The organism is Hydrogenophaga sp. GW101-3F08, assembly GCF_059424585.1.
In genome coordinates, this window is the sequence record NZ_JBWKZP010000002.1 from 537,515 (window position 1) to 558,650 (window position 21,136).

19 protein-coding genes and 1 pseudogene are annotated in these 21,136 nt (G+C 67.6%); 7 read left to right on the top strand and 13 right to left on the bottom strand.

Annotated features, from left to right (window positions below; genetic code table 11):
• Nucleotides 1-21 precede the first annotated feature (21 nt).
• From grpE to AC07YZ_RS08205, 12 genes are all read right to left on the bottom strand, one after another.
• Nucleotides 22-603: a nucleotide exchange factor GrpE gene (gene grpE, locus AC07YZ_RS08150; RefSeq protein WP_226493673.1), complete on the bottom strand. Its 582-nt coding sequence runs from the start codon at nt 601-603 to the stop codon at nt 22-24.
• A gap of 311 nt (nt 604-914) precedes the next feature.
• A complete protein-coding gene (locus tag AC07YZ_RS08155; protein ID WP_226493672.1) occupies nt 915-1,256 on the bottom strand; it encodes a winged helix-turn-helix transcriptional regulator in 342 nt (113 codons plus the stop codon).
• A gap of 174 nt (nt 1,257-1,430) precedes the next feature.
• A complete protein-coding gene (locus tag AC07YZ_RS08160) occupies nt 1,431-1,964 on the bottom strand; it encodes a MarR family winged helix-turn-helix transcriptional regulator (RefSeq protein ID WP_226493671.1) in 534 nt (177 codons plus the stop codon).
• A 44-nt stretch (nt 1,965-2,008) separates the two neighbouring features.
• Nucleotides 2,009-3,847: an acyl-CoA dehydrogenase family protein gene (locus tag AC07YZ_RS08165; RefSeq protein ID WP_494794385.1), complete on the bottom strand. Its 1,839-nt coding sequence runs from the start codon at nt 3,845-3,847 to the stop codon at nt 2,009-2,011.
• Between the two features lie 35 nt (nt 3,848-3,882).
• Nucleotides 3,883-4,617, bottom strand: a complete 735-nt coding sequence (locus AC07YZ_RS08170; protein ID WP_226493669.1) for an ABC transporter ATP-binding protein — start codon at nt 4,615-4,617, stop codon at nt 3,883-3,885.
• 1 nt (nt 4,618) lies between these two features.
• Nucleotides 4,619-6,388 (bottom strand): branched-chain amino acid ABC transporter ATP-binding protein/permease, encoded by a 1,770-nt coding sequence (locus AC07YZ_RS08175; protein ID WP_494794386.1) that lies wholly within the window; start codon nt 6,386-6,388, stop codon nt 4,619-4,621.
• 152 nt (nt 6,389-6,540) lie between these two features.
• Nucleotides 6,541-7,581, bottom strand: coding sequence for a branched-chain amino acid ABC transporter permease (locus tag AC07YZ_RS08180; RefSeq protein ID WP_494794387.1), 1,041 nt, complete (start codon nt 7,579-7,581; stop codon nt 6,541-6,543).
• A 275-nt stretch (nt 7,582-7,856) separates the two neighbouring features.
• The gene (locus AC07YZ_RS08185) at nt 7,857-8,987 is read right to left on the bottom strand and encodes an ABC transporter substrate-binding protein (RefSeq protein ID WP_226493666.1); all 1,131 of its coding nucleotides are present in this window, start codon (nt 8,985-8,987) and stop codon (nt 7,857-7,859) included.
• A gap of 59 nt (nt 8,988-9,046) precedes the next feature.
• Nucleotides 9,047-9,472 carry an acyl-CoA thioesterase gene (locus AC07YZ_RS08190; RefSeq protein ID WP_494794388.1) on the bottom strand — a complete coding sequence of 142 codons (426 nt, stop codon included), beginning with the start codon at nt 9,470-9,472 and terminating at the stop codon, nt 9,047-9,049.
• A 42-nt stretch (nt 9,473-9,514) separates the two neighbouring features.
• Nucleotides 9,515-10,279, bottom strand: a complete 765-nt coding sequence (locus AC07YZ_RS08195; protein WP_494794389.1) for an SDR family NAD(P)-dependent oxidoreductase — start codon at nt 10,277-10,279, stop codon at nt 9,515-9,517.
• Nucleotides 10,280-10,293: 14 nt separating this feature from the next.
• Entirely contained in the window at nt 10,294-12,171 is a 1,878-nt protein-coding gene (locus tag AC07YZ_RS08200; RefSeq protein ID WP_226493663.1) for a feruloyl-CoA synthase, read from the bottom strand.
• A gap of 86 nt (nt 12,172-12,257) precedes the next feature.
• A complete protein-coding gene (locus AC07YZ_RS08205) occupies nt 12,258-13,043 on the bottom strand; it encodes a crotonase/enoyl-CoA hydratase family protein (RefSeq protein WP_494794390.1) in 786 nt (261 codons plus the stop codon).
• Between the two features lie 244 nt (nt 13,044-13,287).
• Here AC07YZ_RS08205 and AC07YZ_RS08210 point away from each other — a divergent pair.
• The 5 genes and pseudogenes from AC07YZ_RS08210 to AC07YZ_RS08230 all read left to right on the top strand — a co-directional run.
• A pseudogene (locus AC07YZ_RS08210) lies at nt 13,288-13,944 on the top strand (thiolase family protein); the annotation flags it as partial.
• A gap of 99 nt (nt 13,945-14,043) precedes the next feature.
• Nucleotides 14,044-14,421 (top strand): hypothetical protein, encoded by a 378-nt coding sequence (locus AC07YZ_RS08215; RefSeq protein ID WP_494794570.1) that lies wholly within the window; start codon nt 14,044-14,046, stop codon nt 14,419-14,421.
• A gap of 4 nt (nt 14,422-14,425) precedes the next feature.
• Entirely contained in the window at nt 14,426-15,658 is a 1,233-nt protein-coding gene (locus AC07YZ_RS08220) for a thiolase family protein (protein ID WP_494794391.1), read from the top strand.
• A gap of 163 nt (nt 15,659-15,821) precedes the next feature.
• Nucleotides 15,822-17,387 carry an acyl CoA:acetate/3-ketoacid CoA transferase gene (locus AC07YZ_RS08225; RefSeq protein WP_494794392.1) on the top strand — a complete coding sequence of 522 codons (1,566 nt, stop codon included), beginning with the start codon at nt 15,822-15,824 and terminating at the stop codon, nt 17,385-17,387.
• A gap of 149 nt (nt 17,388-17,536) precedes the next feature.
• Entirely contained in the window at nt 17,537-18,565 is a 1,029-nt protein-coding gene (locus AC07YZ_RS08230) for a TRAP transporter substrate-binding protein (RefSeq protein WP_494794393.1), read from the top strand.
• Nucleotides 18,566-18,597: 32 nt separating this feature from the next.
• On the opposite strand, the gene AC07YZ_RS08235 is transcribed toward AC07YZ_RS08230, so the two are convergent.
• Nucleotides 18,598-19,734, bottom strand: a complete 1,137-nt coding sequence (locus tag AC07YZ_RS08235; RefSeq protein WP_226493657.1) for a 5-methyltetrahydropteroyltriglutamate--homocysteine S-methyltransferase — start codon at nt 19,732-19,734, stop codon at nt 18,598-18,600.
• 144 nt (nt 19,735-19,878) lie between these two features.
• Between AC07YZ_RS08235 and AC07YZ_RS08240 the strand changes: the two genes are divergently transcribed.
• Both AC07YZ_RS08240 and AC07YZ_RS08245 read left to right on the top strand, forming a co-directional pair.
• Entirely contained in the window at nt 19,879-20,670 is a 792-nt protein-coding gene (locus AC07YZ_RS08240; protein WP_494794394.1) for a GntR family transcriptional regulator, read from the top strand.
• Nucleotides 20,671-20,728: 58 nt separating this feature from the next.
• Nucleotides 20,729-21,136: type 2 periplasmic-binding domain-containing protein (locus tag AC07YZ_RS08245; RefSeq protein ID WP_494794395.1), on the top strand; the 408-nt coding region annotated here is incomplete at its 3' end.

Genomic DNA, 21,136 nt, shown 5'->3' on the forward strand with positions numbered 1-21,136 from the left:
GGGCGACCCCTCACAAAAGCCCTATTTCGGGGCCGCCACCGTGACCAGCGCGGGGCGCAGGACGCGGTCGGCGATCAGGTAGCCCTTTTGCAGCACGGCCACCACCGTATTGGGCTCTTGGGCGGCCGGCACCATGCTGATGGCCTGGTGCTGGTGCGGGTCGAACCGGGCGGCGGCCGCGGGGGCGATTTCCAGCACCTTGTGGCGCTCCAGCGCGCTTTTCAGCTGCTTGAGCGTGGCTTCGGAGCCTTCGCGCAGCTGCTCGCGCGTGGCTTCCTGGATGGCCAGGCCCGCTTCCAGGCTGTCGGCCACGGCCAGCAGGCTCTCGGCAAAGCTCTCCACCGCGAACTTGCGGGCCTTGCTGATCTCGTCTTCGGCGCGGCGGCGGGCGTTTTCGGCCTCGGCCTTGGCGCGCAGGAACTGGTCGGCCAGGTCGGCGTTCTGCGCCTTGAGGGTGGCCAGCTCGTTGGCCAGCGCGGCCTGGGCGTCTGCCGTGTTGGCGGCCTGCGCGGCGAGGGCTTCCGCTTCGCTCACGGGATCCGATGTGGTGGTTTCAGAGGTCTGGACCGGTGGGTTGGCGGCGTTCTCGGGCGTAGGGCTCATGAGCGTTGGGGTTCAGGTAAGGCCTCAGCGAGAGGCGGTCAAGAAAAAAGCTTTGCGAAGCAAATAGGGTCTTTGACCCCGTTTTCAAGGGGCGGCGTGGACGGAAACCGCGCTTTCTGGCGCGGGGCGGGCAGCGCATGCGGCCCGTTCGCCACAGCCCGCGGCGCGCTGAAAACCGGTCGGACCGGTGCCAGCGGCGCGTTGTGTGGGCTGTCGGGGGGGCGGTGGCGGGCATCGGCCCGCTCACCCGGGGCGTGATTTTATGTCCTGACCGGCCGGGGGGCACCCTGGTCCGATGCCCGGGGGCGTTCTCAGTTCATCGGGCCGCGCGCCGACAGCGGGACCGCGGCCGCGCGGGCCTGCTGGTGGGCCCATTTGCTGGCGAACGGTTGGACCTCGCTCAGGCGGCGTGCGAGATCGGCGCCCTGGCTCGTGAGCCGGTAGCCATCACCGGTGTGGTCCACCAGCCGGGCCGCGCGCAGTTCCTTCAGGCGGGTGTTCAGGGTGTTGGGGGTGACGCCGCCCACACTGTCTTGCAGCAGGCGAAAGGTCTGGGGGTGGCCGTCGCTGAGCGCCCAGATCACCCGCAAGGCATAGCGAGCCTCCAGCAGGGTGTAGAGCTGGATCACGGCGGTGTTGTCTCTGGCACTCATGCGGTTCTCCTGACCCAACCTCAGGCGGGCGGACGATGCCACTATAGGCCAGATCGTGCGTTGCTACCCGTTTGCTAGCTGTGTGCACTGCAGCAATAGGGCCGTAAAGCCCCGGGCTGTGCATTTGTCCGCACACCGGGCGGTTGATGCGGACAAATCCGGATGGACAGGCTCCTAGCGGAGGTAGACCCGGCGCAGCAGGCCGATCAGGGTCTGCACCTCGTCCTCCGACAGCGCGTGCGTGGCTTCCCGCTCCAGCCGGGTCGCGGTGGCCTGGGCCGCGCGCTGCAGCTTCTTGCCGGCGGCCGACAGGTGCAGGCCCTGGGCGCGGCGGTCGGTGGGGTGGGGGCGGCGTTCAATCAGGCCGCGTTTGTCCAGGCTCTTGATCATGCCCACCAGGTTGGGCGGCAGGATGTCGAGCGCCGCGCAGAGCTGGCGCGAGGTCACGCCGGGGTTGTGGCCGATCAGCGAGAGCACCGAAAAATCCACCGGTCGCAGGCCATAGGGCGCCATGCGCGGCAGGAATATCGAGATCACCGTGAGCGCCGCACGCCGGGCGTTGTAGCCCAGCAGGGTTTCGAGGTAGGCGGTGTCGAGCTCGGGCGTGGCGCTGGGGGCCTGGGGTGCGGCCGGCACGGTGGCGCGAGCGCTGGTCTTGCGCGGTGCACGGGCGCGGGGCGGGGCGGTGGGGGCGGTGGTCTCGGGCATGGGGCGAGGATAGCGCGGTGGCCGATGGGTGCCGGTGATGCAGGTCAAGCGGGCGTCAACCCGGCTTCCAGCATGCTCAGGCGCATCTCGAATTCGGGCCAGACCCAGCGCCAGAAACCGGCCTGGGCCTGGCTCCAGCGCCCGGCCTCGGCGCCCGCGGTGGCGCCAATGCGCGACCAGGCCCAGGCCATGAGCACCAGGGCCAGCGCGCGCAGGTAGTCGTCGGCCAGCCAGTAGGGGGTGTCGGGGGCGGCGCCGGCGGCCTGGGTGTGGGGCAGCAGGTGTTCACCGGTGAAGCGGGCCAGGCGCGCCATGGCCTGCCGGGTGCGCGTGGCAGCGGGGCTGTCGCTCAGCTCGACGGCCAGCTCGGCCAGCAGGGTCCTGAGCGCGGTCGCACCGTCGGGCAACACCTTGCGCAGCAGCAGGTCGATCGCCTGGATCTCGTTCGTGCCTTCGTAGATCATCGCCACGCGAGCGTCGCGCACGTGCTGCTCGATGCCCCACTCGCGCACATAGCCGTGGCCGCCGAAGACCTGCAGGCAGGCGCTGGCGCCGTGGAAGGCCTGGTCGGTCCAGGCGGCTTTGAGCACCGGGGTGACCAGGCTGCACCAGCGCGCAGCGGCCTCGCGCCGTGCGGCGTCGGGGTGGTGTTTCTGGGTGTCGAGTTCGAGCGCCGTGCGGTAGCCGATGACGCGCCCGGCGTCGATCCAGGCGCGCTGGGTGTCGAGGATGCGGCGCATCGCCGGGTGCAGGGCGATGGCATCTGCCTGAACTGTGACCCCCACGCCGTTCACCGCGGGGACGGGCGCCGCCTTGCTCGTATTGCCCGGCGCACGCATCTGGCGGCGTTCCTGCGCGTAGGCGTCGGCTTTCTGCCAGGCGGCTTCGAGCAGGCCGATGCCCTGCAGGCCCACGTGCAGGCGCGCGGCGTTCATCATGACGAACATGGCGTTGAGGCCCTTGCCGGGTTCGCCCACGATCCAGCCCGGGGCGTCGTCAAAACGCATCACGCAGGTGGGGCTGCCGTGCAGGCCCATCTTTTCTTCGATGCGCTCGCACACCACCGGACTGCGCTCCCGTGCCCCCACGCTCCCCACTTCGTGTGGTTCGCTGCCCCCCGTGGGGGCTGGCCTTGCTTGGGACGGCCCGGCGCTGCGGCCGTCGCCGTCCTCGTAGAACTTCGGCACCAGGAACAGCGACAGGCCTTTCGGGCCGGGCGGGCTGTCGGGCAGGCGCGCGAGCACCAGGTGCACGATGTTGTCGCTCAGGTCGTGTTCACCACCGGAGATGAAGATCTTGGTGCCGCTGAGCGCGAAGCGGCCGTCGGACAGGGGCAGGGCTTTCGTGCGCACCAGGCCGAGGTCCGACCCGGCGTGGGGCTCGGTCAGGCACATGGTGGCGAGCCATTCGCCGCTGGCGATCTTCTCCAGGTAGGTCGATTTCAGCCCGTCCGACGCGTGGTGCTTGATGCACTCGTAGGCGCCGTGCAGCAGGCCCGGTGCCATGGTCCAGCCGTGGTTGGCGGCGCTGAGCATTTCGTACAGCTGGGCTTCAAGCACGGCGGGCAGGCCCTGGCCGCCGTCTTCCACCGCGCAGGCCAGCGAAGGCCAGCCGGCTTGCCAGAAGGCCTGATAGGCGTCGCGAAAACCGGGCGGCATGGTCACCGCGCCGTCGCGCCACTGCGCGCCCACCTCGTCGCCCTCGCGGTTCAGCGGTGCCACCACCTCGCCGACGAACTTGCCCGCTTCCTCCAGCACCTGGCGCAGCAGGTCGGGGTCGGCGTGTTCGGCCAGAGCGGGCAGCTCGGCCAGGGTCTGCGGCGCCTGCAGCACGTCGAGCAGGATGAAGTCGTGGTCGGCCAGGCGGGGCTGGTAGGCGTTCATGGCGGGGTGGGCGTGAAGAGTGGGCTGGCGGAGGCTCAGGCGGCCTGGCGCGCGGTGCCCAGGTAGGTTTCGATCACGCGCGGGTCGCTGGCGAGTTCGCTGGCCGGCCCTTGCGCGCTGAGCTCCCCCATCTCCAGCACGTAGCCGTGGTCGGCCACCTGCAGGGCGGCGCGCGCGTTCTGCTCCACCAGCACGATGGTCACGCCGGTCTGGCGCAGCGTCTGGATGATGGAGAAGATCTCGCGCACGATCAGCGGCGCCAGCCCCAGGCTGGGCTCGTCGAGCATGAGCAGGTCGGGGCGCGACATGAGCGCGCGGCCCACGGCCAGCATCTGGCGCTCGCCGCCCGAGAGCGTGCCGGCGAGCTGGGTGCGGCGTTCCTGCAGGCGGGGGAAGAGGGTGTACACGTCGTCGAGCCGGCTGCGCCACTGCGCGTTGCCCAGGCGCATCTGGCGAAAGCCGCCGAGCAGCAGGTTGTCTTCCACCGGCATGGTGCCGAAGAGCTCGCGCTTCTCGGGCACCAGCGACATGCCGTTCATCACGCGCTCTTCCAGCGTGAGCGTGGCGATGTCCTGACCGCGGAACTCGATCAGGCCCTTGCCGGGCAGGATGCCCATGAGGGTGTTGAGCAGGGTGGACTTGCCCGCGCCGTTGGGGCCGATCACGGTGATGACACTGCCCGGTTCGGCCTGGATGTCGATGCCGTGCAGCACCTCGGCGCGGCCGTAGCCGGCGCGCAGGCCCTTGACTTGAAGGATGGGGTTGCTCATGTCAATGCTCCGTGCCGAGGTAGGCCGCGCGGACTTTCGGGTCCTGCTGGATCTGCGCGGGTGGGCCCTGGGTGAGCAGGGTGCCGAACTCCATCACCACCAGGTGGTCGCAGATCTGCATCACCAGGTCCATGTCGTGTTCCACCAGCAGGATGCTCATGCCTTCGCCTTTCAACTGGCGCAGCACACCGGCCAGGGCCTGCTTCTCCTGGTGGCGCAGGCCGGCCGCGGGTTCGTCGAGCAGCAGCAGGGTCGGGTCGGCGCAGAGGGCGCGCGCGATCTCCATCAGCCGCTGCGGGCCCATGGCGAGGTTGCCGGCCTGCTCGTGCAGGTGGTCGCCCATGCCGATGCGTTCGAGCTGGCGCTGCGCCTCTCGGAACAGCTGCTTTTCTTCCGCCCGGTTGGCGCGCAGCATGGCGGTGAGCACGCCCTTGCGCCCACGGGTGTGCGCGCCCAGGGCCACGTTTTCCAGCACCGTCATGTCGGGGATCATCTTGACGTGCTGGAAGGTGCGCGCCATGCCCAGGCGCGCGATCTCGCGCGAGGGCTTGCCGCTGATGTTGCCGCCCTGGAACACCACCTCGCCGCGCGTGGCCGGCAACACGCCGGTGATGAGGTTGAAGGTGGTGGACTTGCCCGCGCCGTTGGGGCCGATCAGGCCCACGATCTGGCCGGCCTGGATCTGGAAGCTGATGTCGTTGACCGCCACCAGGCCCCCGAACTGCATGCGCGCTTTCTTCACGTCGAGCACCAGCTCGCCGGCCGCGGGTTTGGCGCGCTCGGGCAGGGCTTCGGCCTGCGCCCAGTCCACCGCGCGGGGTTGGCGCGGCACGCGTTTGCCCACCATGGACCACAGGCCGTCGGGCAGGTACTTCAGCACCACCACCAGGGCAATGCCGAACACGATCACCTCGTAGCTGCCGCTGGTGCCGATGAGCCTTGGCAGCAGCACCTGCAGTTGGTCTTCGAGCACGCGGATCAGGCCCGCGCCGACGATGGCGCCCCACACATGGCCCACGCCGCCGACCACCGCCATGAACAGGTACTCGATGCCCATCTTCAGGCCGAAGGCCGAGGGGTTGACCGTGCGCTGGAAGTGGGCGAGCAGCCAGCCCGCCACGGACGCGAACAGCGCGGCCAGCACGAAGATCGTGACCTTGTAGCGGAAGGTGCTGATGCCCATGGCTTCGGCCATTTGCGAGCCGCCCTTGAGCGAGCGGATAGCGCGGCCCGCGCGCGAGTCCAGCAGGTGCAGCAAGGCCGCGGCGAAGGCGAGCAGGATGGCCCAGGTGAGCACGAAGAAGCCTCGGCCCTGGCCGATGTCGAAGCCGGCGATGGACAGGCTCTGCAGGCCCAGCAGCCCGTCGTACTTGCCCAGCGCGTCCAGGTTGCCCATGAGGTAGTAGAGCGACAGGCCCCAGGCGATGGTGGCCAGCGGCAGGTAGTGGCCCGACATGCGCAGTGTGATCAGGCCCACCAGCAGCGCGCTGGCGGCGGTCAGGCCCATGCCGATGAACAGCGTGAGCCAGGGCGAGATGCCGGTGTTGAGCGTGAGCCAGGCCGTGGTGTAGGCCCCGATGCCGACGAACGCCGCCTGGCCGAACGAGGTGAGCCCGCCCACACCGGTGAGCAGCACCAGGCCCATCACCGTCATGCTGTACATGCCGATGTAGTTGAGCTGGGTGATCCAGAAGTCGGGCAGGGGCAGCACCGCGATCAGGGGAATGGCCGCCGCGAGGACCAGCAGGCCTTTGTTTTGAAGAGTGGGCATGTCAGTTTTCGACTCGGCGACAGATGTGTTGCGAACGAAAGGGCGCAGACCGGGGAACACCGCGCAACCGGCTTTGCCGGGGCGCTGGTGTTGCCCCCTTGAGGGGGGATGCGGCTACGCGCAGCGAGCAAGCGACGGGGGTGGGCTTCATGTCAGTGGTCCTCGTCCGAGTGGCCGCTGCGCAGGGAGCGGACGAGCAGTACCGGCAGGATCAGCGTGAACACGATCACTTCCTTGAAGGCGCTGGCCCAGAACGAGCCGAAAGCCTCGATCACGCCCACGAACAGCGCCGCGACCAGCGCGCCCGGGTAGCTGGAGAGGCCCGCGGCCACGGCGGCCACGAAGCCCTTGAGGCCGATGAGGAAGCCCGAGTCGTAGAACACCGTGGTGGTCGGGCCGATCAGCAGGCCCGAGAGCGCACCAATGAAGGCCGCCATGGTGAAGGTGAGTTGGCCCGAGGCGTGTGAGGAAATGCCCATGAGGCGCGCGCCGGTGCGGTTGACCGCGGTGGCGCGCAGCGCCTTGCCGCGCAGCGAGCGCTCGAAATACAGCCACAGCAGCACGATCAGCGCGATGGTGGCCAGCGCGGTGATGATGGCCTGGCCCGACAGCATGATCGGCCCGACGTTCAGCCGCAGGTCCCAGAAGCTGGGGTTGCGGAAACCCTCGGCACCAAAGAACAGCAGACCCAGACCGGTCATGGCGAAGTGCACGCCCACCGAGACGATCAGCAGGACCAACGGCGTGGCGCTCTCCAGCGACTGGTAGGCCACGCGGTAGACCAGCGGGCCATAGACGGTGACGATGGCCACGCTCAGCGCGGCCTGCACGGCCAGCGGAAACTGCTGCGGCGCGGCCCAGATGGCGACGCCCGAGACCAGCAGCGGCACGATGAGCATGCGGCCCGTGGCCTTGACCGCCGTGAGCGCGTTGCGGTGGTGCTGCCAGCGGCTGGAGAGCTCCATGAGCGCGGCCACGCCAGCGAGCAACAGCAACAGCCACACGGTGCCCGGCACCTGGCCGGTCTGGAAGATGGCCAGGGTGAGCGCGCCATAGGCGACGAACTCCCCCTGGGGAATGAAGATGACGCGGGTGACCGTGAACACCAGCACCGTTGCCAACCCGAGCAGGGCGTACACGGCACCGTTGGTCAAGCCGTCCAGCAGAAGAATGCTGGCAATGGAGAAATCCATACAGACCCTTAGCAAAAAAAGTAAGCGCGGAAAAGAACTTCAAACGGTGACGCACCAAGACCTTCCGAAGAAAGCCCCCTTCGCGCCTGCCCCTCACCCCAGCCCTCTCCCCAAAGGGGCGAGGGAGTAAGAGGACCTCGCAACGCGCGAAGTGCCTCCTTCCGGCGGCATCAAGGGTCCGGCTCTGCCGGCCCGAGATGCCGTCTCCCCTCCCAGCGCCGAAGGCGCGCCAGAGAGGGGGAAGCCGCGTCAGCGGCGCAGGGGGGTGCTCCGAATCACTCCACTTTGAATTTGCCGTCGACGACCTTGAGCATCACACCGGTTTCCAGCGTGAAGCCCCAGTGGTCGGTGGGCGTCCAGTTCATCACCCCGTGCGAAAAGATCGTGCGGCCCATGGTTTCCATGCCGTCGCGGATGGCGGCGCGGAACTCGGGCGTGCCCGGCTTGGCCTTCTTGAGCGCCATGGGGATCACCTTCTCCAGCGTGATCTGCGCGTCGTAGGCGTGGCCGGCGAACTGGTTGCGCAGGCCGGCGCCCACGGCCTTTTCGTACTTCTGCACGAAGTCCACGGCGACCGCTTTGGACGGGTGGCTGTCGGGCAGCTGCTCGGCGATCACGGCCGGGCCGGAGACCACGAAAGCGCCTTCCACGGCCTTGCCGCCCACGCGCATCAGGTCTTGCGTGGCCGCGGCGTGGGTCTGGTAGATCTTGCCCTTGAAGCCACGGTCCACCATGGCCATGTGCGGCATGGCCGCGCCGCTGCCCGAGGCCACGATCAGCACCGCGTCGGGGTTGGCGGCGTTGATCTTGAGCGCCTGCGGGGTCACGCTGGTGTCGGTGCGGGCGAAGCGCTCGGTGGCCACCAGCTTGATACCGGCTTTCTCCAGCAGCGGGGCGCTTTCTTTGAGCCACTGTTCACCGTAAGCGTCGGTGTAGCCCAGGAAGCCCAGGGTCTTCACGCCCTGCTTCTTCATGTGCTCGACCATGGCGTGGCCCATCACGGTGTTGGACTGCGGCAGGCGGAACACCCACTTGTCCTTGCCGGGCGGCAGGCCCACGGGCGAGCCGGCCAGTTGCACCGTGCCGGCTTCGGTGGCGATGTCGCTCATGGCGGCGGCCACGGCGGTGATGCACGAGCCGATGATCATGTCCACCTTGTCTTCGGTGACGAAGCGGCGCGCGTTGGCCGCACCCTTGCCAGGGTCGGTTGCGTCGTCCAGGACGATCAGGTTGACTTTTTCACCCGCGATGGTCTTGGGGAACAGCTTGAACTGGTTCTGCATCGGGATGCCCAGGCCGGAGCCCGGCCCGGTGAGCGCCAAGCTCACGCCGATGTTGATGTCCGCCTGCGCGGCGCCCGCCAGGGTGGTGATGGCCAGGGCGACCAGGGTCTTGATGTGTTTCATGGGATGTCTCCTCGTTGAGGGTGGTTTGGGGAAAGAGCAGGGAAATGCTTGTTGTTTTTCTATGCGTCGCAGCACAGCGCCCGGATGTCCGCCGGCACCGGGATGGCCTTGATGCGGTCGGGTTCGCCGGGCGGGTGGACCACGAAGGCGCGGGTCTCGCTGCCTTCGCAGAGCACCAGGTCATCGCGGTAGATGACGTGGTGGTGGGTGAAGACCTTGGCGCGCCATTCGCTCACGTGGGTGTGGACCCGCAGGCGGTCGCCGTACGAGGCCGGGTGGAAGAAGCGGCTGCGCACCTCCAGCAGCGGCGTGCCCACGATGCCGCGCGTGCGGATCAGCTCGCGCCAGGGCGGCACGCCGCACTGGCGAAAAAAGTTCAACGACGAGGCGTCCATCCACTTCGAGAAGTTCGGGTAGAAGACGATGCCCGCGGGATCGCAGTCACCGAACATCACCTCGACCTCAAAGACGACGGTTTTGGACATGGATGGAACAGGCCTCGGAGAGAAATGTCTTGCGAAGCGTGTTCACCGTGGCGCCATGCGCAGGGCACCGTCGAGCCGGATCACCTCACCATTCAGATGGCCGTTGGTGACGATGTGCGCGGCCAGCTGCGCGAACTCTTCCGGCTTGCCCAGGCGCGAGGGGAACGGAATCGACGCGGCCAGCGACTGCTGCACCGGCTCGGGCAACTGCTTCATCAGCGGCGTGGCAAACAGGCCGGGTGCCACGGTGCAGACGCGGATGCCGTGTTGCGCCAGATCGCGCGCCATGGGCAGGGTCATGCCCACCAGGCCACCCTTGGAGGCGCTGTAGGCCTGCTGGCCCACCTGGCCGTCGAAGGCCGCCACCGAGGCGGTGAACATCATCACGCCGCGCTCGCCGTCTTCCATCGGGGCCTGCTTCACGCACTCGGCGGCGAACAGGCGGCTGATGTTGTAGCTGCCGATCAGGTTGACGTTGATCACCCGGGCGAAGTCCTCCAGCGGCGCGGCGTTGCCGTCCTTGCCGACGATGCGTTTGGCGGTGCCGATGCCGGCGATGTTCATCAGGATGCGCGCCGGGCCGTGGGCCGCGGCCGCCTTGGCGATGGCGGCGGTCACGCTCTCGGTGTTGGTGATGTCGCAGGCGCAGGCCACGCCGCCGATCTCGGCCGCCACCTTCTCGGCCAGCGCGGTGTTGACGTCGAGCACGGCGACCTTGGCGCCCTGGCGGGCGAGCTCGCGCGCGACGGCTTCGCCCAGGCCGGAGGCGCCGCCGGTGACCAGTGCTGCGTGTCCTTGGATGTTCATGGTGGTGTTCGCTTTCAGGCTTGGGGTTTGATGATGTTCGGGGCGGTGTCGTCGTGCAGGGCCTGCACCAGGGCGTCGCGGTGCTTGAGCACCATGCGCTGGTTGATCGAGCCCTTGTCGGTGATCTCGCCCAGATCGATGGACGGCGGCTCGGCCAGCACGATGGCGCGCGCGATGCGCGTGGCGCTGCCGGTGGAGGTCTTGGCCAACTGGGTGATGACGTGCTGGAAGTGTTCCTTCACGTAGGCGTTGTCCAGCACCTCGGCCATGGGCGCGCTCGCGGGCAGGCCGCTCAGGGTGCGCACGTGCTGGGTCGGGAAGATCATGGCGCCCACTTCCTTGAGGTTCAGACCGGTGAGCACCACGTCCTGCACATACGGTGCGCCGGCGGCGATCACCTTGGCGCGCATCGGCCCCACGCTCACGAAGGTGCCGGTGCTGAGCTTGAAGTCTTCGGCGATGCGGCCGTCAAAGCGCAAGCCCTTGTGCAGGTCGTCGGGGTCGATCCAGGTCACGGCGTCGCCGCTGCAGAAGAAACCTTCTTCGTCAAAGGCTTCCTGCGTGGCTTCGGGGCTGCGCCAGTAGCCGGGGGTGACGTTCGGTCCCTTGTAGCGCACCTCGATCTTGCCCTGCATGTCCACCAGCTTGATCTCCAGCCCGGGCGTGGGCACGCCCAAGTCACCGGCCTTCACGTCGGCGCTGTTGACCGAGAGCGCGAACGGGCCGGACTCGGTCATGCCCAGGCCGGTGCACATGACGATGCGCTCGCCGATCTCGCGTTCCTGGCATTCGTGCAGCGCATCCCAGATCGGTTGCGACAAGGCGGCCGCAGCGTAGAAGAACATGCGCACACGGCTGAGCAGGTTCTTGCGCAACACGTCGTCGGTCTTCATCACGTCGGCGATCACCTCGAAGCCGGTGGGCACGTTGAAGTACACGGTGGGCGCGATCTCGCGCAGGTTGCGCAGGGTCTCGCCCATGAGCGCGGGCACCGGCTTGCCGTCGTCGATGTAGAGCGTGCCGCCGTTGTAGAGCACCATGCCGAAGTTGTGGTTGCCGCCGAAGGTGTGGTTCCAGGGCAGCCAGTCCACCAGCACCAGGGGGTCCTGCGTCAGCGGCGTCATGGACTGGCGCATCTGCTGCTGGTTGGCGCACCACATGCGGTGCGTGTTGATCACCGCCTTGGGCATCTTGGTCGAGCCCGAGGTGAACAGGAACTTGGCGATGGTGTCCGGGCTGACGCGGGCGTGGGCCTCGTCCACCGCGGCGGTGGGCTCGGTGGCCAGCAGCTGTTCGAAAGTCAGCAGCTCGCCCGCGGGCCGGCTGTAGCCGCCCAGGCTGGTCAGCACCACGGCGCAGTCGGCCGGCACCGCGGCGTTGAGCGCCTTGGCGAAGCGCGCGCCGTCGCTGGCGAACACCAGGCCCGGGGTGAGCGTGCTCATCACGTGCTTGAGCTTGCCGTGGTCGGTGCTGACGATGGAGTAGGCCGGCGAGGTGGAGCAGTAGGGCACGCCCACATACAGACAGGCCAGCGAAAGCAGGGCATGTTCCAGATCGTTTTCGCTCAGGATCACCACCGGGCGCTCGGCGTCGAGGCCGCGGTCCAGCAGCGCCTGGCCGATGCGGCGCGCACCGTCGAGTGCTTGCGCGAAGCTCAGGTGCTGCCAGTCGCCGGCCGTGCCATCGGCGTGGCGCACGCGGCGCGCGAACAGGGTGCGATCCGGCGCGTTTTTCGCCCAGTGCGCCAGGCGCTCGCCCATGGTGCGGGCGTAGGGCAGCAGCTCGGGTTCGCCGCGCACATAGCGCACACCGCTGCTGCCTTCGCGCACCACCACACGGGGCACGCCGAATTCCATGGGCCGGTACTTGTGCTGAGGGGTCTCGGTGTTCATGTCTTGTCTCCGGATCGTCGTTGTGGCATTCGGCCCTTTGTCGGGCCTGGCCCGCTTGCGCGGGCGCTGGCGGGGAAGCGGCAGGCTCAGCCTTTTTGCACCTTGTTGGCGCGGCCTTCCAGGAAGGCCTTCACGCGCTCCTTGGCCTCGGGCGCGGACTGCGCGATGGCGGCCATCAGCGCCTCGGTCATCAGGCCGTGGTCGGCGCTCTGGTCGGCGATGCGCGGCAGCACGTGGGTGAGCGCGAAGTTGGTGGTGGGCGCGTTCTGCGCGATCTTCTCCGCCAGCTCGATCGCCTTGTTCAGCGCCTGGCCCTGGGGGACCAGGTACTGCGCGAAGCCGGCGCGTTCGCCATCCTGCGCGTTGTAGACGCGGCCGGTCAACATCATGTCGGTCATGCGCGCCACGCCCACCAGGCGCGGCACCCGCACCGAGCCGCCGCCGCCGACGAAGATGCCGCGCGAGCCTTCGGGCAGCGCGTAGAAGGTGGATTCGTCGGCCACACGGATGTGGGTGGCGCTGGCCAGCTCCAGGCCGCCGCCCACCACCGCGCCGTGCAGCGCGGCGATCACCGGCACCGGGCCGAACTGCACGGCGTCCAGCGCCTTGTGCCACATGCGCGAGTGGTGCATGCCTTGCACCGCGTCGCGCTCGCTGATTTCGCTCAGGTCAAGCCCGGCGCAGAAGTGTTCGCCTTCGCCTTCGATCACGGCCGCCTTGACCTCGGGGCCGAAGCCTTCGAAGACGTTGCGCAGGCTCAGGACGAGGCCGTCGTTGATGGCGTTTCGCTTGGCCGCCCGGGTGAGCCGGACGATCGCCACGGCGCCCCGGATTTCAAGGGAGAGGTCGGCGGAAATGGAGGCGATCGACATGGAGGTTCCTTGCTCAAACGAAAATATCTGGTTATAGTTTATAACCAAACATCGGACCCCACAACACGCAAACCGGTCGTTTTCCCCAGGACTAGGGTTTGTCCTAGGTCGCCGTTTCAGACCCGCCTTCAGTGGGCCATTTCCATTCCAATCCACACAGGAGACAAGCCGAATGCAAGCCTTCATTCCCTACGGTATCTACTGGTCCACGCCCTTCGCCAAATGGCAGGGTTCGCTGGCCAACATGAACGCTCTGCCGCTGGCCGCGGCGGTGGGCAAACAGGCGCTGGCCGCCCGTGGTTTCGACATGGTGCAGATCGACCTGGGCCTGCTGGGCATGACCAACCCGCAAAAGGGCAGCTTCTATGGCTTGCCCTACGTGACCGGCCTGATGGGCATCGACCGCGTGGCCGGCCCCACCGTGCAGCAGGCCTGCGCCACCAGCGTGCGCGCGCTGCAGATGGCCGCGCAGGAAGTGGTGTGCGGCACCGCGCAATGCGCGCTGCTGGTGATGGCGGACCGCCAGTCCAACGGGCCGGTGGTGTACTACCCCGACCCCTCGGGCACGGGCGGCTACGGCATCACCGAACACTGGGTGCCCGAGAACATGGGTCACGACCCCTATGCGAAGAACCCGATGCTGCAGACCGGCGAAAACGTGGCCGCGCGCTACGGCATCAGCACCGCCGAACAGCACGAACTCAAGCTGCACCGCTACCACCAGTACCTGGACGCGCTGGCCGGCGAGCGCGCCTTCCAGAAACGCTACATGGTGGACGCGCCGCTGTCGGACTCGAAGTTCCGCAAGCAGACCGGTGCGCTCGCCGTGGACGAGGGCATCTTCCCCACCACGGCCGAGGGCCTGGCCCGGCTCAAACCGGTGAAAGAGGGCGGCACCATCACCTTTGGTGGCCAGACCCACCCGGCCGACGGCAACGCCGGTGCCATCGTGACCACCCGCGAGCGGGCGCGCGAGGTTGCCACCGACAAAGGCATTGAAGTGGAGATCCTGGGCTTTGGCATGGCCCGCGTGGAGCCGGGCTACATGCCCATGGCGCCTTCGCCCGCCGCGATCAACGCCATGAAGAATGCCGGCCTGGCCATCGGTGGCATCGACGTCATCAAGACCCACAACCCGTTCGCCGTGAACGACATCGCGCTGGCGCGCGACACCGGCTTTGCCTGGCAGAAGATGAACAACTACGGCAGCTCCATCATCTGGGGCCACCCGCAGGCGCCCACGGGCATGCGCGCCATCATCGAGATGATCGAAGAGCTGGTGCTGCGCGGCGGCGGTGTGGGTCTGTTCACCGGCTGCGCCGCGGGCGACAGCGGCTACGCCACCGTGATCCGCGTGACCGACAGCCGCAAGGGTTGATGCCATGAAACACTTCTCTGCCCGTTTCTCCAACGCCTGGCTGCTTGATGGCGTGCGCACGCCGATGGTGGACTACTGTGGCGCGTTTGGCCTGCTCTCGCCCACCGACATGGGCATCAAGGTCGCGCGCGCCGTGATCGAACGCGCCGGCGTGGCCGCCGCGGATGTGGACTCGGTGATCACCGGCTCCATGGCGCAGGCCGACTTCGATGCCTTCGTGCTGCCGCGCCACATCGGCCTGTACGCGGGTGTGCCCCTGGCGGTGCCCTCGATCCTGGCGCAGCGCATCTGCGGCACCGGCTTCGAACTGTTCCGCCAGGCGGCCGACCAGATCGCGCTGGGCTACGCCGAGCTGGCACTGGTGGTGGGCACCGAGTCCATGTCGCGCAACCCGATCGCTGCCTACACCCACCGCAGCGGCTTCAAACTGGGCGCGCCGGTGGAGTTCAAGGACTTCCTGGTTGAGGCGCTGAACGACACCGCCGGCCCGGTCACCATGATCGAGACCGCCGAGAACCTGGCGAAGAAGTACGGCATCAGCCGCGCCGACGTGGACGCCTTCGCCTCGCAGTCGTTCGAACGCGCGCTCAAGGCCCAGGCCGACGGCTTTCACGCGGGCGAGATCGTGCCGGTGGTCAACGAAGACTTTGTGCTCGATGGGTACCACACGCGGGGCATCCGCCTGCCGCGCAAGGTGGACCAGGTGGCCCACGACACCCACCCGCGGCCCTCGCCGGTGGAAGCGCTGGCCAAGTTGCGCACGGTGTACGCCGGAGGTGTGCAGACCGCGGGCAACAGCTCCGCGCTGGTGGACGGCGCCGTGGGCGCCCTGGTGGCCAGCGATGCCTACGTGAAGCGCAACGGCTTGAAGCCGCTGGCCCGCCTGGTGGGTGCGGCTGCGGTCGGCGTGCCGCCCGAGATCATGGGCATCGGCCCGGCGCCGGCCATCCGCGCGCTGCTGGAGCGCTGCGAGCTCACGCTGGACGACATCGGCCTGTTCGAGATCAACGAGGCCCAGGGTGCGCAAACCCTGGCGGTGGAGCGTGAACTCGGGCTGGACCGCGACAAACTCAACGTCAATGGCGGTGCCATCGCGCTGGGCCACCCGCTGGCCGCCACCGGCGTGCGCCTGACCGTGACGCTGGCGCGCGAGCTGCGCCGCCGGGGGCTGCGCTACGGCATCAGCAGTGCCTGTATTGGCGGCGGGCAGGGCATGGCATTGCTGGTGGAGGTGTAACCCCCCCCGCCGCGCTGTGCGCCCCCCCCAGGGGGGCGCTGCCTTGGACCGGCGGAGCCGGATCCTTGGCAGCCCTGGGTTTGGGGATGGGCGCACCAGCCGCTTCTGGTTTCCTTGGTGAATCGTTTTTCTTGTTTTCTCGAATCTGTTTTTGGAGCCATCCATGAAAGTCATCACCGCCGACGAAGCCGGCGCCCTCATTGCCGACGACGCCACGATCTTTCTGGGTGGCCTGGCCGTCACCAGTCTGCCGGAAGAGGTGTTGCAGGGGGTGGAGCGCACGTTCCTCAACACCGGCCACCCGCGCAACCTGACCACCTGGGCCTGTGGCGCGGTGGGCAATTCGGGTGAGGCGGGCATGAAGCACTTCGCCCACGCGGGCATGATCAAGCGCGTGGTCGCGGGTCACTTCGGCCAGACCGGCAAGGAGATGATGAAGATGGTGTTCGACGGCGAGGTCGAGGCCTACAACTTTCCGCAGGGCTCGCTCTCGCACCTCACGCGTCAGATCGCCAACCGCTCGCCCGGCCTGCTGACCCAGGTGGGCCTGGGCACCTTCGTGGACCCGCGCCTGGAGGGCGGCAAGATGAACAGCCGCTCCACCGAAGACCTGGTCAAGCTGGTGGCGTTCGAGGGCCAGGAGTGGCTGTACTACGCGCCGCCCAAGATCGACGTGGCCATCATCCGCGGCACGCTGGCCGACGAGCGCGGCAACATCACGCTGGACAAGGAGGGCATGCTGCTGGAACAGCTGTCGATCGCCCAAGCGGCCAAGCGCTGGGGCGGCATCGTGATCTGCCAGGTGGAAGCGGTGGTCAAGGCCGGCAGCCTGCACCCCAAGGCGGTCAAGGTGCCCGGGCTGCTGGTGGACTACGTGGTGATCGGCAAGCCGGAGAACCACATGCAGTCCATCGCCACCCAGTTCAACCCCGCGCTGTGCGGCGACATCAAGGTGCCCACGAACAGCCTGGAGCCCATGCCTCTGGACGAGCGCAAGGTGATTGCGCGGCGCGCGGCCATGGAGGTCAAGCCCGGCGCCATCACCAACCTGGGCATCGGCATACCGGCCGGCATTCCCACCGTGGCGGCGGAAGAGGGCGTGTCCGACCTGCTCACGCTGTCGATCGAATCGGGCGTGAACGGCGGCATTCCCGCGCAGCTGGGCGACTTCGGTCTGGCCTACAACGCGGAGTCCATCATCGAGCAGAGTTCTCAGTTCGATTTCTACGACGGCGGTGGCCTGGACGCGAGTTTCCTCGGCCTGGCCCAGACCGATGTGCACGGCAACGTCAACGTCAGCAAGTTCAACGGGCGCCCGGTGGGTTGTGGTGGCTTCGTCAACATCACGCGTTCGACGAAGAAGCTGGTGTTCTGCGGCAGCTTCACCGCCGGTGGGCTGGATGTGAAGGTGGGCGACGGCCGGCTCACCATCGTCAAGGAAGGCAAGGCACGCAAGTTCATCGAGCAGGTCGAGCAGGTCACTTTCAACGGCCACGACGCCGCGCTGCGCCAGCAGCAGGTGGTGTTCATCACCGAGCGTGCGGTGTTCCGCCTGTGCGAGGAAGGCCTGGAGTTAACCGAGATCGCGCCCGGCGTGGATCTGGAGCGCGATGTGCTGGCCCACATGGCCTTCAAGCCCATCATCAGGGACCTGAAAACCATGGACCCGGGCATCTTCAGCGAGCGCTGGGGTGGGCTGCACCGCCTTTTCGCAGACCACGCACACTGATACCGGTTCGGTGTCTTCGCCGCGGGTTAGGGGTAAGTCCTAGGCAGTCAGCACGCCTATTGTTATGGAAAATAACGATTGGTGGCGCTCCTGAACGGGTTGCCAACCTCTCATCCGGCCCGCGAACAGGCCACCAACCGGAGATATTCATGCGATCCTGGACATTCAAAGTGGCGGCGCTGGCCCTGGCGGTTTCGGCCAGTGCGGGCGCGTTCGCGCAGGAGGTCACCCTGCGCTTGCACCAGTTCCTGCCCCAGCAGGGCACGGTGCCTTCCAAGGCGCTGATGCCCTGGGCCAAGAAGATCGAGGAAGAATCCAAGGGTCGCATCAAGATCCAGATGTACAGCTCGATGCAGCTGGGCGGCACGCCCCCGCAGCTGTTCGATCAGGCGCGCGATGGTGTGGTCGACATCGTCTGGACCCTGCAGGGCTACACCCCCGGTCGTTTCCCCAAGACGGAGGTGTTCGAGCTGCCCTTCATCGCCGGGTTGTCGGCCGAAAAGACCTCGCGCGCGCTCTGGGACTATGCCCAGAAAAACGCGATGGACGAGTACAAGGACGTGCACGTGCTGGCCTTCCACACCCACGGCCCGGGCCTGTTCCACACCAAGCAGCCGGTGGTCGGTCTGGAGAGCCTGCACGGCATGAAGATCCGCGGCGGCACGCGTGTGGTCAACAACATGCTGGTCAAGCTGGGCGCCACGCCCGTGGGCATGCCGGTGCCGGCGGTGACCGATGCCTTGTCCAAGGGCACGATCGACGGCACCACCATCCCCTGGGAAGTGGCGCCGGCCCTGAAGGTGCAGGAGCTGGTCAAGAACCACACCACGTTTGCCGGTGATCGTGCGCTGTACGTCACCACCTTCGTGGTGGCCATGAACAAGGCCTCCTACAACAAGCTGCCGCCGGACCTGAAGAAGGTGATCGACGACAACTCGGGCGCCGAATTCAGCGCCCTGATCGCACGCACGCAGGATGTGGGCGACAAGGTCGGGCGTGACCTGGCCATCAAGGCGGGCAACAAGATCAGCGAACTGGAGCTGGCGGAAGTTCAGCGCTGGCGCCGCACCGCCAGCACGGTGGAGTCCGACTGGGTCAAGGACATGCAGTCCAAGAACATCGACGGCAGCAAGCTGGTGAGCGAGGCCAAGGCCCTGATCTCGAAATACGAGAAGTGACACCCTGCGCCGCGTCGCGGCACAGGGGTGGCTCAAAGACCTCCCCAGACTTCCCTGGCGGTCTCCACCACCAGCGCCAGCTTGCGGCGCTGGTCTTCCACGGCGATGTTGTTGCCGTGCACGGTGCTGGAGAAGCCGCACTGCGGTGACAGGCACAGCTGCTCCAGCGGGGCGTACTGCGCGGCCTCCTCGATGCGGCGCTTGAGGTCGTCCTTGCTTTCAAGCTGGCCGAACTTCGTGGTGACCAGGCCCAGCACCACGGTCTTGCCCGGCTTGAGGAAGCGCAGCGGGCGGAAATCGCCCGAACGGTCATCGTCGTACTCCATGAAGTAGGCGTCCAGGTTCATTTCCGACAGCAGCGCCTCGGCCACCGGCTCGTAGTTGCCGGCCGCCGCGTGGGTGCTCTTGAAGTTGCCGCGGCACAGGTGCATGGCCAGCGTCATGCCGGCGGGCTTGTGCGCCACCACCTTGTTGATGAACCACGCGTAGCGGTGCGGCAGTTCGTTGGGGTCGTCACCGCGCTGGCGGGCGGCCTCGCGCATTTTTTCGTCGCAGAGATACGCCATGTTGGTGTCGTCCATCTGCACATAGGTGCAGCCTGCGTCGGCCAGGCTCTGCAGCTCCTGGCCGTAGGCCCTGGCCACGTCGTCGTAGAACACCGGGTCGAGCTCGGGGTAGGCCTCTTTGCTGATGCCGGCGCGGCCGCCACGGAAGTGCAGCATGGTGGGCGAGGGGATGGTCACCTTGGGCACCAGGCCGGTGATGCCCAGCGCTTCCACCTGGCCTTTCAGGTACTGGAAGTCGGCCAGCTGGATGTTCTTCGCGTGGCGCACCTTGTCGATCACCCGGATGACGGGCGGCGCGAGTTCTTCGCTGCCGTCGGGCCGCACGATGGTGACCGGGATGTCGGTCTTCACGCCGCCGAGCTGTTCGAGGAAATCGATGTGGAAATAGGTGCGGCGGAACTCGCCGTCGGTGATGGACCGCAGACCCACGTCGGCCTGGAATTTCACGATCTCGGTGATCGCCTTGTCTTCGACGGCGCGCAACGCTTCGGCGCTGAGGGTCTTCTGGTTGAAGAACCGGTCGCGCGCCTCCAGCAGGTAGGCGGGGCGCAGGAAGCTGCCGACATGGTCGGCCCGGAAGGGTGGGGTGGTGCGCAGTGTCATGGTGTCTCCGGTGTTGAAAGTCGATCCCGCATGCATCGTAGCCAAGACAACACCGCTTGGGATGGATACATTGCCTCATGGATTTCCCTGATACAGGGCCCTTGCTGGGGGTTTTTGGGGTGTTTCTGTATACATTGCGTATCCATGACCACGCTCCAGGAACGCCCCGCCGATACGCCAGCTGGCCAGGGGCCCACCTTTGTCGAGAGCGCCCAGGTGCGCGCCCTGTTGCGGTTGCGCGAGCTCATCCTCTCTGGCGAGCTGGCCGGCGGCACCCGCATCGCCGAGCTGGCGATCGTCGAGCGCCTGGGCATGTCGCGCACGCCCATCCGCGCGGCCCTGGTGCGCCTGGAGCAGGAAGGTCTGCTTCAGGCCTTGCCCGCCGGCGGCTATGTGGTGCAGAGCTTTTCCGAGCGCGACGTGGCCGATGCCATCGAGTTGCGCGGCACGCTCGAAGGCCTGCTGGCCCGGCTGGCGGCCGAACGGGGCGCGCCGGCGGTGGTGCTGGCCGAGGCCCGGGCCTGTCTGGCCCGCATCGACGCGGTGCTCGCGGTGCCCAGCCTCAGCGACGAGGGCTTTTCGGCCTACGTGGCGCTCAACAGCCAGTTCCACACCCTGTTGCACGAACTGGCCGACAGCCCGACCATTTCGCGCCAGCTGGAGCGCGCGGCCAGTCTGCCGTTTGCCTCACCCTCGGGTTTCGTCTTGCTGCAGGCCCATTCCACCCGTGCGCGCGACATGCTGGCGGTGGCGCAGGACCAGCACCACCAGGTGCTCGATGCGATCGAGCAGCGCGAGGGCGCGCGGGCCGAGGCCATCATGCGCGAGCACTCCCGGCTGGCCCGGCGCAACCTCGCCGAGGTGCTCGCGGCGCATCCGTCGGAGCCGTGGCCCGCGGCCGTGTCGGCGATCAGACTCATCCGGCGCCGCCGCTGACGGCCCGCACCCGGCCATCGAACCGTTTTTTCAACCACAGGAGACAAGCATGGCCCCCATGAAACGCCGAACCGCGCTGGCCGCCCTGGGCGCTGCCGCCGGCACCTTGTTCGCTGGCGCTGCCTTTGCCCAGGAGAGTGTGACCCTGCGGCTGCACCAGATGCTGCCCCAGCAGGCTACGATTCCCGCCAAGGCCATCGTGCCCTGGGCGAAGAAGGTGGAAGCCGAGTCGGGCGGCCGCATCAAGATCCAGCTGTTCCACGCCATGCAACTGGGTGGCACGCCACCGCAGCTGTTCGACCAGGCGCGCGACGGCGTGGTGGACATCACCTGGACCGTGCTGGGCTACACGCCGGGGCGCTTCAACAAGTCCGAGGTGTTCGAACTGCCGTTCATGAGCGGTTCGGCCGAGCAGTCCTCGCGCGCCTTCCAGGAGTACGTGGAGAAATTCGCCGCCGACGAGTTC

What these genes read in the sequence shown, in the direction of transcription:
- grpE (WP_226493673.1), bottom strand. Translation starts at nt 603, where the DNA reads ATGAGCCCTACGCCCGAGAACGCCGCCAACCCACCGGTCCAGACCTCT.
- AC07YZ_RS08155 (WP_226493672.1), bottom strand. Translation starts at nt 1,256, where the DNA reads ATGAGTGCCAGAGACAACACCGCCGTGATCCAGCTCTACACCCTGCTG.
- AC07YZ_RS08160 (WP_226493671.1), bottom strand. Translation starts at nt 1,964, where the DNA reads ATGCCCGAGACCACCGCCCCCACCGCCCCGCCCCGCGCCCGTGCACCG.
- AC07YZ_RS08165 (WP_494794385.1), bottom strand. Translation starts at nt 3,847, where the DNA reads ATGAACGCCTACCAGCCCCGCCTGGCCGACCACGACTTCATCCTGCTC.
- AC07YZ_RS08170 (WP_226493669.1), bottom strand. Translation starts at nt 4,617, where the DNA reads ATGAGCAACCCCATCCTTCAAGTCAAGGGCCTGCGCGCCGGCTACGGC.
- AC07YZ_RS08175 (WP_494794386.1), bottom strand. Translation starts at nt 6,388, where the DNA reads ATGCCCACTCTTCAAAACAAAGGCCTGCTGGTCCTCGCGGCGGCCATT.
- AC07YZ_RS08180 (WP_494794387.1), bottom strand. Translation starts at nt 7,581, where the DNA reads ATGGATTTCTCCATTGCCAGCATTCTTCTGCTGGACGGCTTGACCAAC.
- AC07YZ_RS08185 (WP_226493666.1), bottom strand. Translation starts at nt 8,987, where the DNA reads ATGAAACACATCAAGACCCTGGTCGCCCTGGCCATCACCACCCTGGCG.
- AC07YZ_RS08190 (WP_494794388.1), bottom strand. Translation starts at nt 9,472, where the DNA reads ATGTCCAAAACCGTCGTCTTTGAGGTCGAGGTGATGTTCGGTGACTGC.
- AC07YZ_RS08195 (WP_494794389.1), bottom strand. Translation starts at nt 10,279, where the DNA reads ATGAACATCCAAGGACACGCAGCACTGGTCACCGGCGGCGCCTCCGGC.
- AC07YZ_RS08200 (WP_226493663.1), bottom strand. Translation starts at nt 12,171, where the DNA reads ATGAACACCGAGACCCCTCAGCACAAGTACCGGCCCATGGAATTCGGC.
- AC07YZ_RS08205 (WP_494794390.1), bottom strand. Translation starts at nt 13,043, where the DNA reads ATGTCGATCGCCTCCATTTCCGCCGACCTCTCCCTTGAAATCCGGGGC.
- AC07YZ_RS08220 (WP_494794391.1), top strand. Translation starts at nt 14,426, where the DNA reads ATGAAACACTTCTCTGCCCGTTTCTCCAACGCCTGGCTGCTTGATGGC.
- AC07YZ_RS08225 (WP_494794392.1), top strand. Translation starts at nt 15,822, where the DNA reads ATGAAAGTCATCACCGCCGACGAAGCCGGCGCCCTCATTGCCGACGAC.
- AC07YZ_RS08230 (WP_494794393.1), top strand. Translation starts at nt 17,537, where the DNA reads ATGCGATCCTGGACATTCAAAGTGGCGGCGCTGGCCCTGGCGGTTTCG.
- AC07YZ_RS08235 (WP_226493657.1), bottom strand. Translation starts at nt 19,734, where the DNA reads ATGACACTGCGCACCACCCCACCCTTCCGGGCCGACCATGTCGGCAGC.
- AC07YZ_RS08240 (WP_494794394.1), top strand. Translation starts at nt 19,879, where the DNA reads ATGACCACGCTCCAGGAACGCCCCGCCGATACGCCAGCTGGCCAGGGG.